The organism is Sphingomicrobium astaxanthinifaciens (assembly GCF_022865105.1).
Lineage (GTDB): Bacteria > Pseudomonadota > Alphaproteobacteria > Sphingomonadales > Sphingomonadaceae > Sphingomicrobium > Sphingomicrobium astaxanthinifaciens.
This window is the reverse complement of record NZ_JAKNYM010000002.1, coordinates 705666-722516: the sequence shown is the minus strand read 5'-3', so window position 1 is coordinate 722516 and position 16851 is coordinate 705666. Positions and strand designations below refer to the sequence as shown.

Sequence of the window (16851 nt, the reverse complement as noted above, 5' to 3'; positions counted from 1 at the left end):
CCGCATGGCGACGACCCAGCCGTCCCGCATCGCCGAGCTCGATGCCGCCCGCGGGCTCGCGGTGATCGGCATCCTGTTCGCCAATGTCATCGACATGGGGCTCCCCGGCGCGGCCGTCAGCTATCCCACCTTCCTCGGCTTCGACGGCGCGGGCGACCGCCTCGCGCACGGCGCCAACTTCCTCTTCATCGACGGGCGCATGCGCTCGCTGTTCTCGCTCCTGTTCGGTGCCTCGCTGCTGCTCGTCTGCGCCCGTGCCGAGGCGGCGGGACGCGCGCCCCTCGCCGCGCATGCCGCGCGCATGGGCACCCTGCTGCTCTTCGGGCTCGCGCATTTCTACTTCCTCTGGCAGGGCGACATCCTCGCCCATTATGCGCTGGTCGGGATGGTCGCCTTCTGGTTCCGCGAGGCGCCCGCGCGCTGGCTACTGCTCGCCGCGATCGGGTTGCTCGCGCTCAACTTCCTGTTCCTCGCCGCGCTGACGGGGACCGCGCTGGCCGCGCCCGGCCCGCTGGCGCTCGCCCCCACCACGCTGGCGCCCGCCGAGCTGGCGCGCGAGATCGCCGCGCATGACAACCCGCTCGCGCATGCCGCCGCCACCCTCGCCCACGAGCGCTGGACCTGGCTCACCAACACCGGCTGGTTCTTCGTCGAGACGCTCGGGCTGATGCTGCTCGGCATGGCGCTGCTCGCCAACGGCTTCCTCGCGGGCGCGCACCCGCCGCGCCGCTATGCCCGCGTGGCGCTGCTGGTGCCGCTCGGGGCGGCGGCGGCGCTGCCCGTCCTGCTGCTCGTCGTCCAGCGCGGCTACCGCCCCGACGACCTGCTCCTCGTCCGCGTCTTCGCGCTCCTCCCGCTGCAGCCGGTGATGGCGGTCGGCTATGCCGCTTGCGCGATCCTCCTCGCGCGGCGCGGCGGCGCGCTCGCGGCGCGGCTCGGCGCGGCGGGCCGCGCCGCCTTCACCAACTATCTCGGGGCCACCGTACTGATGGCCCCGCTCGTGTTCGGCGGCGGCTTCGCGCAGCTCTCGCGCGGGCAATGGTGGCTGTGCGCCCCGCTCGGCGCGCTCGTCATGCTGGGATGGTCCAAGCCCTGGCTCGAGCGCTTTCGCTACGGCCCCTTCGAATGGCTGTGGCGCAGCCTCGCGCGCGGGCGATGGGCGCCGCTGCGCCGCTGACGCTCAGCGCTGGGCGCGGCCGAAGCCCGAATTGTGCACGCCGCGAACCCCGAACCCGCCGACCGGCTTGCGCAGCCGCGGGTTGGTCGCCTCGTCGAACATCTCGATGGTCAGCTCGAACAGCTGGCGCAGCTTGACTACGTCGGGCACCAGCTCGGCGGGGAAGCGGCCTTCCTCGACGCAGCTGCGCGCGCGGTTCTCGATCGTCTCGGCGACCGCCGCCAGCGGCTCGGCGCCGAACTGGCGCGATTCGCCCTTCATGGTGTGCGCGGGGATGATCAGCGCGACCGTGTCGTGGTTGCGCATCGCCGCCTCGATCTTCTCGAGGCTGCTGAGCCCGTCTTCGCGAAAATAGCCGAGAATCTTGATGAACCCGGGACCGAGCTGGGCGCGGGCATCCTCGAAATATTTCCAGTCGACGATCTGGGCCGCTTCGCTCAACGCTCGAACATCCCTTCCCCTCCGCCCCGGTCGGGACGCTCCATCACTCCTCCCCCCTAGTCAAAGAGGGTAAAGCATTCGTTTATTTGCGATGGAAGGGGTTCTTGGGGGCGCGCGTGATCAGCCGGATCGGGATCGGCCCGAGGTCCATGTCGCGGCGCAGCGAGTTGATCAGGTAGCGGTGATAGCTGGTCGGCAGCTTGTCGACCCGCGTGCCGAACAGCACGAAGGCGGGCGGGCGCGACTTGGCCTGCGTGATATAACGCAGCTTGATCCGGATGCCCTTGGGCGCGGGCGGCGGGTGCGCGTCGATGGCGTCGTCGAACCAGCGGTTGAGCAGCCCGGTGGGCACCCGGCTCGCCCATTTGTCGCGCAGCTCGAAGGCCGCCTGCATCAGCTGGTCGATGCCCTTGCCGGTCTTGGCCGACACCGCGATCAGCGGCACCCCCTTGACCTGCGCCAGCCCCTCGTCGAGCGCGCCGCGGATGCCGTTGTAGAGCGCGCTCGGATTGTCGGCGACGTCCCACTTGTTGAGCCCGATGACGAGCGCGCGGCCCTCCTGCAGCACCTGGTCGGCGATGCGCAGGTCCTGCGCCTCGAGTCCGCGGGTCGCGTCGAGCAGCAGGCAGACCACCTCGGCGCGGTCGATCGCGCGCTTGGTGTCGACGCTCGACATCTTCTCGAGCCGGTCGTCGACCTTGGCCTTCTTGCGCAGCCCCGCGGTGTCGACCAGCTGCACCTCGCGCCCCTGCCAGGCCCAGTCGAGGTGGATCGCGTCGCGCGTGATGCCGGCCTCGGGGCCGGTGATCATCCGCTCCTCGCCGATCATCTGGTTGACCAGCGTCGACTTGCCCGCATTGGGGCGCCCGACGATCGCCAGCTTGAGCGGACCGAGCGTCTCGACCACCACTTCCTCGCCGTCGGGGTCGACCTCGACATGCTCGAGCTCGGGGCCCTCGGGGCCCGCTTCGGGGTCCTCTTGGGCCGCGTCCCGGTCCTTCTCGAGATATTCGCGCAGGCCGTCGAACAGGTCGACGATGCCCTCGCCATGCTCGGCCGACAGCGCGAAGGGGTCGCCCAGCCCGAGCTCATAGGCCTCGAGCCGCCCGGCCTCGCCCGCGCGCCCCTCGGCCTTGTTGGCGGCGACGAGGATCGGGGTGTCGAGCCCGCGCAGCCAGTCGGCGATCTCGCGGTCGAGCGGGGTCAGCCCGGCGCGCCCGTCGATCAGGAACAGCGCCACGTCGGCGGCGCGTACCGCCGCCTGCGTCTGCGCGCGCATCCGCCCGGGCAGCGTCGGCTCGGCCTCGGTCTCGAACCCCGCGGTGTCGATCACCTTGAAGTCGAGCCCGAGCAGGCTCGCCTCGGCCTCGCGACGGTCGCGCGTCACCCCGGGCTGGTCGTCGACCAGCGCGAGACGGCGGCCCACCAGCCGGTTGAACAGCGTGGACTTGCCCACGTTGGGGCGGCCGACGATCACGACGACGGGCAGGGGGCGCTTGGGGCTCATGGCGCGGCCTTGGACCGCGCGCCGCGCCGGGTCAAGCCGCGCGCGCGTCGATCAGCGGTAGGCGTGGAGCCCGCCATCCTCGCCCAGCAGGTAGAGCGTGCCCCCCGCCACCACCGGGGGCAGCGCCAGCGGCTCGCCGACATCGCGCTGGCGCACGAAGCGCCCGCTGTTGGCGTCGATCTCGATCAGCGCCCCGTTCGAGCCCGCCACCCACAGCTTGCCCGCCGCGAGCACCGGCCCGGCATAATAGAAGGCGCCGCGGCGCTTTTCCTCGTTCTTGAAACGCGGCAGCTGGTTGATCCAGCGCACCCGCCCGGTCTCGCGCGCGATCGCGAGGACCTGCGCGCGGTCGGTGACGACGAACACCCAGTCGCCCGCCACCGTGGGGGTCGAGGTCCCCGCCAGCGAGAGTTCCCACAGGCGCTGGCCCGACAGGATGTCGAGTGCGACCATGCGCCCGCCCTGCCCGACCGCGATCACCTGCCCGCTGTCGATCACCGGGTCGGCGTCGATGTCGGACAGCGCCGACACGCTGGTCGACATCGAGGTGCGCGCCAGCGCGTCCTGCCACAACAGCCGCCCGTTCTCGTAGCGATAGGCGTTGAGTTCGCCCGAGGAGAAGCCCGCGACAACGGTGCCGCGGCCCGCCGCCGGGGCGGCGTTGCCGAACACCCCGGCGACCTCGAGCGCGGCGGTCGCGCGCCATTCGGTCGAGCCGTCGGCAGGGCGCAGCGCGAGCAGCTGGTTGTCCTGCGTGGTGACATAGAGGTGGGTGCCGTCGAAGGTCGGCGCGCCGCGCAGCGGTCCCGCCGGGCGCACCGTCCACGCCACCGCGCCGCTCGCGGGGTCGAGCGCGACGACATTGCCCAGCCCGTTGGTCGCGTAGAGCCGGCCGTTGCCGAACGCGACCCCGCCGCCGTAGAGCGCGTCGCGGTCGCTGGCATCGCTGGCGGTGCCGGTCGCCCATTGCAGCGCCCCGCTCGCCGCGTCGAAGGCGCGCACGATGCCGCGCGTGTCGATGGTGAACACGCGGCCTCCCGCCACCACCGGGGTGGAGATCAGCCGCGCCGCGTCGGTCGAGCCCGCGCCCGCCGACTGGCGCCATGCCAGCTGCGGGTCGGGGTTGAGCGCGAGGTGTCCCATCGACTTGGGCGCGTTGCCCCCCGACTGCGCCCAGTCCTCGTTGGCTCGCGGCGCGGGCAGCGCGAACGGCAGCGCGGCGGTGGTCGCGTCGATCCCGACCTCGACCTCGGCGCCGAGCACCGCGACGCGTTCGCCCAGCACCGGGGTCCGGCTCTGCGCTTCCTTGAACAGGCCGCAGCCCGCCAGCCCGGCGGCGAGCGCCAGCGACAGGAGGATCTTGGAGTGACGTGCGGTCATGAGGCTTACTGTCCTTCTTGTTCGAGCTGGGCGAGCGCGGCGGTGGCGTCGGCCCCGTAGGAGCCCGCCACCTGCACCGCGCGCGTGCGCAGGCTGGAGGGCAGGCTCCGGTCTTCGGCGATGGTCTTGAACAGCTGCGCCGCCTGCTCTTCCTGCCCCTGCGCGAGCAGCGCCAGCGCGGTCAGTTCCTTGGCCGCGCCGTGGAACGGCTGGCCGTCCTGCGCGAGCCCCTGCAGCCGGGCGATCACCACGTTGGGTTCGACCTGGTCGAAGTCGAGATAGGTCCAGCGGATCCGCGCCGCGGCGGCATAGGGCGCGGGGGCGTCGGGCCGTTCGGCGAGCGCGCGATAGGCCTCGATCGCCCCGGCGCGGTCGCCGCGCTCGAGCAGCACCGCCGCGCGCAGCATCGTCGCCGCGGCCGCGGTCGCCGGTCCCTCGCGCGTCGCCAGCGCCTCGAGCCGCGGCGCGAGCGTGTCGGCCTCGGCGGGATCGCCGAGGTCGGCGACCACCTTGGCCAGCTCCTCGGCCCCGGCCTCGCCCTTGCGCACCTGCTCGCCCTGCCACCAGATGGCGCCCGCCACCGCGGCGAGGAACAGGATCACCGCGAGCGCGATCCACTTGCCATATTTCTGGCCGAACTGGGCGGCTTGCGCGCGCCGATATTCCTCGTCGACTTCGCGTTCGAAACTGGCAGCGTCTTGCGGGGGAAGGGCCACGGATTATCCTCGACTGGTCAGGGGCGCGACCGGGGCGCCGTCACCGACGCACCATCCCACCCCGAAATGAACGGAGGCTGGCTTAGCGCCGCTTGGCCGCAAAGGCAAAGCCCTTCACCCCTTGCGGCGATAGGTCTGCGCCGCGGTCGGGAAGCGGCGCCCGCGCACCTCGTCGGCATAGGTCGCGACCGCGCCCGAAATCTGGTCGGCGAGGTCGTGGTAGACCTTCACGAAGCGCGGGGTGCGCTCGAACAGGCCGAGCATGTCCTCGGTCACCAGCACCTGCCCGTCGCAATCCTTCGAGGCACCGATCCCGATCACCGGCACCGGGCTGGCCTTGGCCACCGCGCTGGCGATCTCCTCCATCACCCCCTCGACCACGATGGCGAAGGCGCCCGCCTGCGCCACCGCACGCGCATCGGCGAGGATCTTGTCCTCCTCCGCATCGTCCCGGCCCCGCGCGCGATAGCCGCCGAGCATGTTGACCGCCTGCGGGGTCAGCCCGACATGCCCCATCACCGGGATGCCGCGGCTAGTGAGGAAGCGAACCGTCTCGGCCATCGCCTCCCCGCCCTCGAGCTTGACCGCCGCGCAGCCCGTCTCCTTCATGATCCGGCTGGCGCTCTCGAACGCCTGCTGGGGCGAGGCCTCGTAGCTGCCGAACGGCATGTCGACGATGATCATCGCGTGCCACGACCCGCGCACCACCGCGGCGCCGTGCGCGCACATCATCTCGAGGCTGACGGGAATGGTGCTGTCGAGCCCGTAGATCACCTGCCCGAGGCTGTCGCCGACCAGCAGCATGTCGCAATGCGCGTCGAGCAGTTGCGCCATGCGCATCGTATAGGCGGTCAGCATGACGAGCGGCTCGTCGACCTTGCCGTCCTGCTTGCGCGCCATGATCGCGGGCGCGGTCATGCGCTTGCCCGGCTTGGGCTTGGGGGTGGCGCGGCTGGTATCGGTATCGATGGTAATCTTGGACATGGGCGAGGCTTCTAGCGCGCCGCGGCGCGGCCCGCTAGGCTTGCGCCCATGAGCGATGGCAACGAGCCGCGCGACGACCGGGCGCGCAAGGACCTTCCCGGGGTGATCGCCCCGCCGCCGCTGATCTACGGCGTGCCGCTCGCGCTGCTCTTGTTCATCCACGACAGGCTGGCGGGGGCGTGCGACGTGCCGCTGCGCCATTTCAGCTGGCCCGCTCGCGCCTTCTCGGGCGCGGTCGTGGTGATCGCGGGCGCGCTGCTGATCGTCACCGCAATCCTCGCCATGCGCCGCGCCGACACCCCGCCCGAACCGTGGGAGGAGACGCGCGCGCTCGCCTTGTCGGGGCCCTACCGGCTGACCCGCAACCCGATGTACTTGGGCATGGCCTTCGCCTATGCCGGGATCGCGATCATCGCCGGCTGCCTGCTGATGCTCGCCGGGCTGGTGCCGGTCCTCTTCGTGATCGACCGCTACGTCATCGCCCGCGAGGAAGCCTATCTCGCGCGCAAGTTCGGCGCGTCCTATACGGCCTGGCTGGCCCGCTCGAAGCGCTGGCTCTAGCCGACCTCGACCCCCTTCCAGAAGGCGATCCGCCTCTTGATCTGGCTCGCCGCCTCCTTGGGCTCCTCGTAGCTCCACGCCGCGTCGGCGTTGGTCACCCCGTCGGCCTTGATCGAGAAATAGCGCGCCTCGCCCTTCCACGGGCAATGGCTGCGCGTGTCGGACGGCACCAGCCGGTCCATCTTCACGTGCTCGCGCGGGAAATAGTGGTTGCCCTCGACCTCGACCGTGTCGTCGCTTTGCGCGATCGTCTCGCCGTTCCAGCTCGCCTTGACCATGTTCATTCTCCTTCTCGAGGAAGCGAACGTGGTCCGGCCACCTGCCGTTCCCGCGACTAGTCGTCGATCCCGGTCATCTTCTCGTAGCCGGTCGAATCATAGCCGACCAGCACGGTGTCGCCGTCGGTCACCACCGGGCGCTTGATCATCGTCGGATGCGCGCTCATCAGCAGGATCGCCTTGTCGGCATCGATATCCTCCTTGAGCGGCGCGGGCAGCTCGCGGAAGGTCGTGCCGCGCTTGTTGAGCAGCGGCTCCCAGCCCATGTCGAGCACCCACAGTTCGAGCGTCTCCTTGTCGATCCCCGACTTCTTGAAATCGTGGAAGGCATAGGGAATCTGCCGCTTCTCGAACCAGTTCTTGGCCTTCTTGACGGTGTCGCAATTGGGGATGCCGTACATGGTGATCATGATGTTTTGCCCTTGAAATCCGCTCTGCGTTGCAGCGCATATGCAAAAGCCCCGCCCGCGCTTCAAGTGCGCGCGGGCGGGGCGGTGGCGTGGTAGGACGCCCGCGCTAGCGACCGGCCGCCCGGAAAAGCTCCTTGCCGCGCTGCGAAACGAGCAGTTTCTCGAAGGTCTGCGGATCGAAATAGGCTTCGACGCGGCGCCCCTCGGGGTCGGTCGCATAGACTTCGTAGCAGCCGCCATCGACCTTGCCCTTGCGCACCTGCCAGCCCTCGGCCGCGAGCTTGGCGGTCAGCTTCTCGAGCGGCTGGCGATCGGCCTCGGCCACGTCGCAGCGCATCTTGCCGGTCGCCTCGGCGGGGCTCGCCGGGAGGGTGAGGAGCAGGCTGGCGCCGAGCGCCGCCAGGATCGTCTTGGTCATGTCGCAATCGCTTTCTTGGTCGTGGTCAGGTGGAGATGGAGCCGCGCGAGCTGGAGCAAGCCGAGCGGCAGGAAGTGAAGCAGCGCCTCGCCCGCCCCGTCATGGACGAGCAGCCAGTGGACGAGGGTCAGCAGCGTGGCGGGATAGGCGAGCCGCTGCACCCGCTTCCACCCCTTGCCCAGCAGGCGCATCGCCGCATCGCTGGAGGCGAGGAAGGGGAAGAGCATCGCCAGCATTGCGCCCCAGCCCGCGAGCATCGAGGGGATGACCGCCTCGCCGAGGATCGCCCCCCAGTCGGCCATGTCGACGACATAGAGCGCGACATGCGCGGCCGTGTAGCAGAAGGCCGCGACCCCGATCGCGCGGCGATGGCGCAGCAGCAACCGGATCGCGCGCCGGTTGCCGAACAGGCGCTGCAACGGGGTCAGCGCCAGCGCGAGGATGAGGAAGCGCGCCGACCACAGCCCGCTCGCCGCGATCCAGTCGGCCAGCCACGGCTCGGGGGTGCGCGCGAGCGTGAGCGCGAGCCACGCGCCGGGGAGCGCGAGCAGCGTCCAGCCCAGCAGCTTCTCGCCGCGCTCAGTCATGCGCGCGCGCCCTGGCCCGCGCCCACCGCATGCCGCGCCCGCCGCGCGCTCGGGGCGCCGGGGATCGCGAATCGACAGGAAGCATAGCGGGGCCGGTCCATGCCCCGGTCAGACCACGGCTGCGAATGGTTCGCAATAGCAAAAGCGCGGGAAACCCGCCTCAGCCCGTCGCGGGGCGCCGCCACACCACCCACCACAGCATCGCCGCCGCGATCAGCCCGCCGAACAGGTTGGCGGCGAGTTCGGCGGCATAGATGCCGTTGGCGCCCCATTCGCCGCCCAGCCACCACGCCACCGGCACCATCACCAGCAGCACCCGCGCCACGCTCTGCACCAGCGCGTTGCCCGCGAAATCGAGCGCGTTCAGCGCGCCGTTCGCCATGATCAGCACGCCATAGCCGGCATAGCCCCACGCCGCGATCATGAGATAATCGCTCATCGCCGCGATCACCTGCGGATCGTCGGTGAAGACCCCCGCGAAGCTCTCGCGAAACCCCACCAGCAGCGCGCCGATGGCGAGCCCGTAGGCGATGCAGAACCCCCCTGCCCAAAGCAGCGCCTGGCGCACCCGCCCGAGCTCGCCGGCGCCCCAATTCTGCCCGACGATCGCGCCGATCGACGCCGACAGCGAGAGCAGCGGCACCACCGCGAAACTCTGCAGCCGCCCGCCCGTGCCGAACCCCGCCACCGCCGCCTCCCCCGCGCTCGCGGCGAGGAAGCCGGTGAGCACGCTGAGCCCGATCGGGTTGATCGAGTTGGAAAAGGCCGCCGGCCCCGCCACCTTGGCGATCGCGCGGCTGCCGGCTTTCCAGTCGCATTGCGGCAGCGTGCGCGGCGCAAAGGGCAGCGCGCTGCGCTGGAGGAACAGGAAGCCGACCAGCACCGCGACCGCCCAGCCGCCGACCGTCGCCCACGCCGCGCCTTCGATCCCCATGCCGGGAAAACCGAACGCCCCGGTGATCAGCAGCGGGTCGAGGATCCAGTTGGCCACCGCCAGCGCGAGCAGCACGCTCGACGACCGCTTCGCCAGCCCCTGCCCGCGCAGGCAGCCGTTGACCCCCATGCTCACGAGCAGGAGAGGGAAGAACAGCGCGAACGGCCCCATATAGGCATCGATCAGCGGCAGGATCGCCGCGTCCGCCTGCATCAGCCCGAACAGCGCGTGCCGCCCGACATAGAGCCCCAGCCCGACGATGATCCCGAACAGGGCGGCGAGCACGATGCCCATGTTGCCGCGCCGCCGCGCCAGTTCCTCCTCGCCCCGCCCCAGCGCGCGGCTGACCACGCTCGAGATCCCCGCGATCACGCCGACGCCGAGCGAGGAGAGCGCCACCGTCACGGGGAAGATGAAGCTGATCGCCGCCAGCGGCCCGGCGCCCAATTGGCCGACGAAATAGGCATCGATGATGCCCACGCTCATCAGCGCCGCCCCGCCGACCATCATCGGCGCGGTCTGGGTCAGCAGGTGACCGGGGATCGAGCCGCGGACCAGCTTGGCGGCGGACGGCTTTCGGGGCGGGCTATCGGCGGGCATCGCAGCTTCCAGCGCTAGCCGCCCCGCTCCGGTTCCGCCAGCCGCGCCGATCGCGCGGGCGGCCCGCGCATCGCCAGCGCGATCCCGCCGAGCACCAGCGCGCTCGCCAGCGCCAGCCGCGCGCCGGGCATCTCGCCGAGCAACGGCCATGCCAGCAGCGCGGTCGCGGGCGGGGTCGCCAGCTGCACCGCCGCCACCCCGGTGAGGCTCAGCCGCGGTGCCACCGCATACCAGGCGACATAGCCGAGCCCGCTCGTCACCGCGCCCGAGAGCAGCGCCAGCAGCGCGCCGCGTGCGCTCACCGCGCCATCGAGCAGGAGCAGCGGCAACGCGATGATCGCGGCGATGAGGAAGCTTTCCGCGTTGCGCCCCGCCGCCGAGCCGCCCTGCTGGCCGATCAGCGTATAGGCGCCCCAGCCCACCCCCGCCGCCGCCATCATCGCCGCGCCGAGCGGATCGACCCCGCGCGCGCCCGGCGCGAGGAGCAGCGCCACCCCCGCGAAGGCAAGCAGGATGCCGACGCTGCCGAGCCGCCCGACCTTGCCGCCGCGCGCCGCGCCGACGCCGACGATCGTCGCCTGCACCACCGCGAACAGGATCAGCGCCCCGCTCGCCGCGTCGAGCCGGACATAGGCGAAGGCGAAGAGGATCGCGTAGAGCGCCAGCATCGCCCCGCCCCCGACATGCCGCCCCAGCCACCCCCGGTCGAGGAAGGGCAGCAGCACCAGCGCCCCCGCGAGCAGCCGCAGCCCCGCGAACATCCCCGCCCCCGTCGTCCCGTCGGCGAGCGCCGCGCGCGCCAGCAGCGAATTGGCGGCGAACGCGAGGATCGCCAGCGCGCCGACGAGGAACCAGCGCATGATCAGTCGCCCGTGCGGATCCGCAGCTTGGACGCCGCCGCCACCGCGATCTCGCGCGCCCGCTCGGTGCCCGCGCCCGGCGCGCTCGCCAGCGCCACCCCCATGCGCCGCCCGGGCCGCGTCACCGGCTTGCCGAACAGCCGCACGTCGACATGGCTGCCGGGCGGCGCCGCCATCGCCTCGGCCAGCCCCTCGATCGCGAAGTCCTCTTCGTGGGCTTCGGCGAGCAGCACCGCGCTCGCGCTCGGGCGCGCGTTCAAGGGCGGGATCGGCAGCCCGAGGATGGCGCGCGCATGCAGGTCGAACTCGGACAGGTTCTGGCTCACCAGCGTCACCATCCCCGTATCGTGCGGGCGCGGGCTCAGTTCGGAGAAGATCACCTCCTCGCCCTTCACGAAGAACTCGACCCCGAACAGGCCGTGGCCGCCGAGCGCGTCGACCACCCTCGCCGCCATCGCCTGCGCCTTGTCGAGCGCCGCCTCGGCCATCGCCGCGGGCTGCCAGCTCTCGCGATAGTCGCCGCCCTCCTGCCGGTGCCCGATCGGCGCGCAGAAATGCACCCCGTCGGCGGCGCGGACGGTGAGCAGGGTAATCTCGTAATCGAAGTCGACGAAGCCCTCGGCGATGACCCGCTGGCGATCGCCGCGCATGCCCGCGCAGGCATAGCGCCATGCCGCCTCGAGCTCGTCCTCGCCGCGCACCGTCGACTGGCCCTTGCCGCTCGAGCTCATCACCGGCTTGACCACCAGCGGATAGCCCACCGCCCCCGCCGCTTGCCGCAATTCCTCGAAACTTTCGGCATAGCGATAGGGGCTGGTGACCAGCCCCAGCTCGCCCGCCGCGAGATCGCGGATCGCGTCGCGGTTCATGGTCAGCCGGGTCGCCTTCGCGGTCGGCACCACCTGCCACCCCTCGCGCTCCAGCTCGACCAGCATCTCGGTGCGGATCGCCTCGATCTCGGGGACGATATGGTCGGGCCGATGCTTCTCCACCACCGCGCGCAGCTTGGCGCCGTCGAGCATGTCGAACACCTCGGCCGCATCGGCGACCTGCATCGCGGGGGCATCGGCATAGGCGTCGCAGGCGATCACCCGGCACCCCAGCCGCTGGCACGAGATGACGAATTCCTTGCCCAGCTCGCCCGAGCCCAGCAGCAGGATCGTCGCGGTCGGTGTCATGCCAGTTTCTCCTCGGTGGCCTCGTGCCCTTTCCCCTTGCCAAGCGCGGCGGCCCGCGTCACCCCTTGGCCCGACATTCGAGGGGGAGAATCGCGATGAGCCTGGGCGAGATGGTGCGGCGCACGCTGGTGGTGCTGCTGGTGATCGGGCTGGCGATGCTGCTGCCGCTGATGGCGAACACGCTGCTGCTCATCTTCGGCGCGATCCTCATCGCCGTCCTCGTGCGCGCCGCCGCGATCCCCTTCCAGCACCTCGGGCTCGGCAACACCGCCTCGGTACTGCTCGGGCTCGCCGCGATCCTCGTCCTGCTCGGGCTGTTCGGCTGGCTCTTCGGCGCGCAGCTGTCGGGCCAGTTCGCCACCTTGCAGGCGCAGCTCGCGCAGGCCGTGCCCGAGGTGCGCGACCAGCTCGCCCGGCTGCCCTTCGTCGGCAGCCTCGCGGGCACCACTCCCGACGTCCAGGAACTCGCCGGCCGCGCGCTCAACTTCGCCTTCGGCCTGCTCGGGCTGCTCACCAACCTCGTGCTGGTGATCGTCGGCGCCGCCTATCTCGCGCTCGACCCCGGGGTCTACCAGCGCGGGCTCGCCAAGCTGTTCCCCAAGGACCGCTCGGCCAAGGTGGTCGAGGCGCTCGAGGCCTCGGGGCAGGCGCTGCGGCGCTACCTGCTCGGCCAGCTCGCGACCATGACGATCGTCGGGCTGATGGTGTGGATCGGGCTCGCCATCCTCGGCATCCCGAGCGCGGCCGCGCTGGGGCTCACCATCGGGGTCGCCAATTTCATCCCGCTGGTCGGTCCCTTCATCGGCGCCATCCCCGGGCTGATCATCGCCTTCTCGGCCGCGCCCGAACTGTTCTGGTACGCGGTGCTGGTCTATCTCGTCGCGCAGCAGATCGAGGGCAATGTCCTCACCCCGATGGTGCAGAACTGGGCGGTCTCGATCCCGCCCGCGCTGCTCATCTTCTCGCTCGCCGCGCTCGGCGGGCTGTTCGGCTTCGTCGGCGTCGTCCTCGCCGCCCCGCTCACCGTCGTCATCTACACGCTCGTCACCATGCTCTGGTCGCGCGATGCGCTGGGACACGAAGTGAAGGTGCCGGGGCGCGAGCTCCCCAAAGCAGAAGGGGCCGCCTGAGGCAGCCCCTTCGCTCAACTCCGTTGGGCCGGACGATCAATCGTAATCGTACAGCTGGCCGCGGATCGCGCCGTTGGGATATTCGGCGGTGTGGATCTGGACATAGTGGGTCGAGGGCACGCTCTCGATATGATCGCGAACAGGCGCCGACCCTTCGATACAGCCGGTCCAGCTTCCGCCATTGTCCTCGAATGCCACGACCGGAGGGCCACTGACGCCCTCGCCGCCTTCGTGGATGTGCGCGGCAGTCGGTGTGACACCCTGCAGGTCGCTGATCTCGTAACAGATATTGTCGAGCGTGCCGGAAACCGTCACTTCGACACGGGCATAGCCATCGGGGTCGCCCCCGCCGGGGACCTGGTCGCCGGTGAGGTAGGCCGTATAGGTGTCGTCGACCGCTTCGGTCAGCGTTTCCTCGACGCTCTCGAGCGTCGCGCAGGCGCTCAGCAACGCCGTTCCGGCGGCAAGCGCGGCAAATTTGGTCGGGTTCATCTGGATCCTCCTGTTGCTTCCCTTCCCCCGCAATGCGCGCTTTTCCGGCCTCGTTCCGCTAGCGCGACAAAGCGTGGCGCAAGTGGGACCAAGCCGGGAGGTGGGTTTTCCTGGAGGGAGGGCGGAACGGCCTTCTCAACCCATCTCGTCGATGGCGCGCTGGGCGGCGACCTCGGCGACTTCGGCCTCGACCCGCGCCGAGCGCTCGTCCTCGGTCACCACCATCGCTTCGACCGGCAGGTCGTTCTCGAGGCTGACGGGATCGGCCTCGGCGCGCCCGCACGCGGCGAGCGCCAGCGTGGCGAAAATCGGCAAGGCCTTGGTCTTCATCGAATTTCTCGGATCGTGTCGCATTGCAGCATCAATGCGGCAGGGCAGCACGGGTTCCCATTCGCAACCGATTTATCGGTGCTCGTCACGAGGCGTGCCCGCCTCGCCAGTCCGCTTCGCGTCTGGCTTGGAGTAACCGCCAAATTAGTCCCCCGGACTAATTTGCTGCGGTTACTCCCACTCGATCGTCCCCGGGGGCTTGCTGGTATAGTCGTAGACCACCCGGTTGATGCCCTGCACCTCGTTGATGATCCGCGTCGCCACGTTCTGGAGGAACCGGCTCTCGAAGGGATAGACGTCGGCGGTCATGCCATCGACGCTGGTCACCGCGCGCAGCCCGCACACGCTGTCATAGGTGCGCGCATCGCCCATCACCCCCACCGTGCGCACGGGCAGCAGCACCGCGAAGGCCTGCCAGATCGCGTCGTAGAGCCCCGCGTTGCGGATTTCCTCGAGGTAGATCGCATCGGCCTTGCGCAGGATGTCGCATTTCTCCTTGGTCACCTCGCCCGGGATGCGGATCGCCAGCCCCGGCCCGGGGAAGGGATGCCGCCCGACGAAGGCGTCGGGCAGCCCGAGCTCGCGCCCCAGCTCGCGCACCTCGTCCTTGAACAGTTCGCGCAAGGGCTCGACCAGCGCCATGTTCATGCGCTCGGGGAGGCCCCCGACATTGTGATGGCTCTTGATCGTCACCGACGGCCCGCCGGTGAAGGAGACGCTCTCGATCACGTCGGGATAGAGCGTGCCCTGCGCGAGGAACTCGGCGCCGCCGATCTTCGCGGCCTCTTCCTCGAACACGTCGATGAAGGTCTTGCCGATGAACTTGCGCTTCTTCTCGGGATCGGTCTCGCCCGCCAGCCCCGACAGGAAGCGTTCCTCCGCATCGACGTGGACGAGCGGGATGTTGTAATGCCCGCGAAACAGCCCGACCACCTGCTCGGCCTCGTTGGCGCGCATCAGCCCGTGGTCGACGAAGACACAGGTCAGCTGCTCGCCGATCGCCTCGTGGATCAGCACCGCCGCGACCGCGCTGTCGACCCCGCCCGACAGCCCGCAGATGACCTTCTTGTCGCCGACCTGTTCGCGGATCTCGGCGATCTTGGCATCGCGATAGGCGGCCATCGTCCACTCGCCCGCCAGCCCGCAGACGTGGCGCACGAAATTGGCGATCAGCTTGCCCCCGTCGGGGGTGTGCACCACCTCGGGGTGGAACTGGGTGCCGTAATAGTGGCGCTTCTCGTCGGCGATCACCGCGAAGGGGGCGCCGTCCGACTTGGCGACGATCTCGAAGCCCTCGGCGAAGCGGGTGACCTTGTCGCCGTGGCTCATCCACACCTGGTGGCGCTCGCCTTCCTTCCACAGCCCGTCGAACAGCTTGCAGTCCCTGGTGACGGTCAGGAAGGCGCGCCCGAACTCGCCGCCCTCGCCCGTCTCGTGCCCCGGCTTCACCTCGCCGCCAAGCTGGTGGGTCATCACCTGCTGGCCGTAGCAGATGCCTAGGATGGGGAGCCCGCTGTCGAACAGCACCTGCGGCGCGCGCGGGCTGCCCTCGTCGGGCACGCTGGCGGGGCTGCCCGACAGGATGATGCCGCTGGGCTGTAGCCGCGCGAACGCCTCCTCGGCCATGCTGAAGGGCGCGATCTCGCAATAGACCCCGGCCTCGCGCACGCGGCGCGCGATCAGCTGGGTCACCTGGCTCCCGAAATCGACGATCAGGATCGTCCCGCCCAATTCGCTCGCTTGCATCGCTTCCGGTCCCTTTCGGCGGGGCGCCGTTCGCCCCTGCTGCGCCCGCGATACTGCCCGGCCCCGCGCCTGTCCACCACGAGCAAAGCTCCATTCCGGACCCTATCGCGCGTGCCAGCCGGGGGGCGCGCTGCTAACAGGCGTGCCGGTCCACCGGTACACGTTCCACCCCCGTCACCGGCCCCCGCGCATGGGGGCCGGTGACACCCCGCCCCGGCGCGGCCCGCCCCCCCCCCACCGGCCCAGCCCCGGCCCGACCGACCCCGGCCACATACGACAAGGCCGCCGACGGTCTCCCGTCGGCGGCCCCGCCGTGCCCTCCGCTCCTGGCGCCTAGTAGCGATAGCCGTACTGGCGCTGCGGATAATAAGGTCCGCGCTGCTGATACTGCCAGTCGCGCGCCATCTCGCGGCGCGAGCGGCGATCGACGTCGATGTCGCGGATCCGCCCGCGGCGGTCGATCTCGCAGTCCCACTTGAGGTCGGACACCGCCTGCTGGCCATAGGGGCCGCCGGCATAGCCGCGGCTCGCCAGCCCGTAGACCTTGAGCCCGCCGCGGCGGTCGCGCCGCACGCTGGTGATCCCGGTCACCCGCGCACCGTGGCGATAGGTCTGGTAGCCCTGGCCATAGCCATAGGGGTCGTAGGCGTCATAGCCCCGGCGCCGGTCGTAGCGGCGATCGAGCCGGCTCTCGACCGCCCGCGCGCAGCGGTCGACCGCGGCGCGGTTGCTGCGGGCATAGTCGTGATAGCCGTAATTGCCCGACGGGTACTGGCCGTAGCCATAGGTGCGCCCGCCGTTGAGCACCCCGTTGAGAATGGTGCCGATCACGCGCTCGGCGGTGGTGCCGCGGTGGTCGGGATAATATTGGGCTTGCGCGGGGGTCGCGGCAAAGGCCGCGGTCGCGGCGGCAGCGCCGGCCAACCCGAGCATCCTGAAGGTCTTGGCCATGGTGGCTCTCCTACTCGTCCATACTGGGGATCGACGAAGACAGGGTCGGTGCCGATCTTGTGCCCGGTTTACCATGGCGTCGATGGGCCAAGCCTGAACGCGGCTGTTTTGCGAGGTTCAGCTTGGCGCGCCGCCTCGCGCGCAAAGGCAAAAGGGAGCTCCCCCGCGAGG

19 protein-coding genes are annotated in these 16851 nt (G+C 70.5%); 3 read left to right on the top strand and 16 right to left on the bottom strand.

Going from position 1 to position 16851, the window contains the following annotated elements; translation table 11 throughout:
* Positions 1-4: 4 nt before the first annotated feature.
* On the top strand, positions 5-1177 hold the full coding sequence (locus L8951_RS07380) for a DUF418 domain-containing protein (protein WP_244382348.1): 1173 nt from the start codon (positions 5-7) through the stop codon (positions 1175-1177).
* Positions 1178-1180: 3 nt separating this feature from the next.
* Here the strand turns inward: L8951_RS07380 and L8951_RS07375 are convergent, their stop codons facing one another.
* From L8951_RS07375 to panB, 5 genes are all read right to left on the bottom strand, one after another.
* Positions 1181-1618, bottom strand: coding sequence for an Hpt domain-containing protein (locus L8951_RS07375; protein WP_244382347.1), 438 nt, complete (start codon positions 1616-1618; stop codon positions 1181-1183).
* Between the two features lie 82 nt (positions 1619-1700).
* On the bottom strand, positions 1701-3125 hold the full coding sequence (der, locus tag L8951_RS07370; protein WP_244382346.1) for a ribosome biogenesis GTPase Der: 1425 nt from the start codon (positions 3123-3125) through the stop codon (positions 1701-1703).
* Between the two features lie 51 nt (positions 3126-3176).
* Positions 3177-4505, bottom strand: coding sequence for an outer membrane protein assembly factor BamB family protein (locus L8951_RS07365; RefSeq protein ID WP_244382345.1), 1329 nt, complete (start codon positions 4503-4505; stop codon positions 3177-3179).
* 5 nt (positions 4506-4510) lie between these two features.
* A complete protein-coding gene (locus L8951_RS07360) occupies positions 4511-5221 on the bottom strand; it encodes a tetratricopeptide repeat protein (RefSeq protein WP_244382344.1) in 711 nt (236 codons plus the stop codon).
* Between the two features lie 114 nt (positions 5222-5335).
* A complete protein-coding gene (gene panB / locus L8951_RS07355) occupies positions 5336-6205 on the bottom strand; it encodes a 3-methyl-2-oxobutanoate hydroxymethyltransferase (RefSeq protein WP_244382343.1) in 870 nt (289 codons plus the stop codon).
* Between the two features lie 48 nt (positions 6206-6253).
* On the opposite strand from panB, the gene L8951_RS07350 reads away from it, so the two are divergent.
* Entirely contained in the window at positions 6254-6766 is a 513-nt protein-coding gene (locus L8951_RS07350; protein WP_244382342.1) for a methyltransferase family protein, read from the top strand.
* Here L8951_RS07350 and L8951_RS07345 read toward each other — a convergent pair.
* The 7 genes from L8951_RS07345 to purT form a co-directional block, all read right to left on the bottom strand.
* Positions 6763-7044 carry a DUF427 domain-containing protein gene (locus tag L8951_RS07345; protein ID WP_244382341.1) on the bottom strand — a complete coding sequence of 94 codons (282 nt, stop codon included), beginning with the start codon at positions 7042-7044 and terminating at the stop codon, positions 6763-6765. The two genes, L8951_RS07350 and L8951_RS07345, sit on opposite strands and share 4 nt — an antisense overlap.
* Before the next feature lie 56 nt (positions 7045-7100).
* Positions 7101-7454 (bottom strand): ArsC family reductase, encoded by a 354-nt coding sequence (locus tag L8951_RS07340; RefSeq protein ID WP_244382340.1) that lies wholly within the window; start codon positions 7452-7454, stop codon positions 7101-7103.
* Between the two features lie 106 nt (positions 7455-7560).
* Positions 7561-7872: a PepSY domain-containing protein gene (locus L8951_RS07335; RefSeq protein WP_244382339.1), complete on the bottom strand. Its 312-nt coding sequence runs from the start codon at positions 7870-7872 to the stop codon at positions 7561-7563.
* Positions 7869-8459, bottom strand: a complete 591-nt coding sequence (locus L8951_RS07330; RefSeq protein WP_244382338.1) for a ferric reductase-like transmembrane domain-containing protein — start codon at positions 8457-8459, stop codon at positions 7869-7871. The genes L8951_RS07335 and L8951_RS07330 overlap by 4 nt, the downstream gene beginning before the upstream one ends.
* A 160-nt stretch (positions 8460-8619) precedes the next feature.
* Positions 8620-9993 carry an MATE family efflux transporter gene (locus L8951_RS07325; protein ID WP_244382337.1) on the bottom strand — a complete coding sequence of 458 codons (1374 nt, stop codon included), beginning with the start codon at positions 9991-9993 and terminating at the stop codon, positions 8620-8622.
* A gap of 14 nt (positions 9994-10007) precedes the next feature.
* Positions 10008-10853, bottom strand: coding sequence for a DMT family transporter (locus L8951_RS07320; RefSeq protein ID WP_244382336.1), 846 nt, complete (start codon positions 10851-10853; stop codon positions 10008-10010).
* A 2-nt stretch (positions 10854-10855) separates the two neighbouring features.
* Positions 10856-12031 (bottom strand): formate-dependent phosphoribosylglycinamide formyltransferase, encoded by a 1176-nt coding sequence (purT, locus tag L8951_RS07315; protein ID WP_244382335.1) that lies wholly within the window; start codon positions 12029-12031, stop codon positions 10856-10858.
* Positions 12032-12126: 95 nt separating this feature from the next.
* On the opposite strand from purT, the gene L8951_RS07310 reads away from it, so the two are divergent.
* Positions 12127-13161, top strand: a complete 1035-nt coding sequence (locus L8951_RS07310) for an AI-2E family transporter (protein WP_244382334.1) — start codon at positions 12127-12129, stop codon at positions 13159-13161.
* 36 nt (positions 13162-13197) lie between these two features.
* Here L8951_RS07310 and L8951_RS07305 read toward each other — a convergent pair whose 3' ends face one another.
* The 4 genes from L8951_RS07305 to L8951_RS07290 all read right to left on the bottom strand — a co-directional run bounded on the left by L8951_RS07305 (position 13198) and on the right by L8951_RS07290 (position 16680).
* On the bottom strand, positions 13198-13653 hold the full coding sequence (locus tag L8951_RS07305; RefSeq protein WP_244382333.1) for a CHRD domain-containing protein: 456 nt from the start codon (positions 13651-13653) through the stop codon (positions 13198-13200).
* A 135-nt stretch (positions 13654-13788) separates the two neighbouring features.
* On the bottom strand, positions 13789-13983 hold the full coding sequence (locus L8951_RS07300; protein ID WP_244382332.1) for a hypothetical protein: 195 nt from the start codon (positions 13981-13983) through the stop codon (positions 13789-13791).
* A gap of 171 nt (positions 13984-14154) precedes the next feature.
* The gene (gene guaA / locus L8951_RS07295) at positions 14155-15729 is read right to left on the bottom strand and encodes a glutamine-hydrolyzing GMP synthase (RefSeq protein ID WP_244382331.1); all 1575 of its coding nucleotides are present in this window, start codon (positions 15727-15729) and stop codon (positions 14155-14157) included.
* A 333-nt stretch (positions 15730-16062) separates the two neighbouring features.
* Positions 16063-16680, bottom strand: coding sequence for a hypothetical protein (locus tag L8951_RS07290; protein WP_244382330.1), 618 nt, complete (start codon positions 16678-16680; stop codon positions 16063-16065).
* Between the last annotated feature and the right edge of the window lie 171 nt (positions 16681-16851).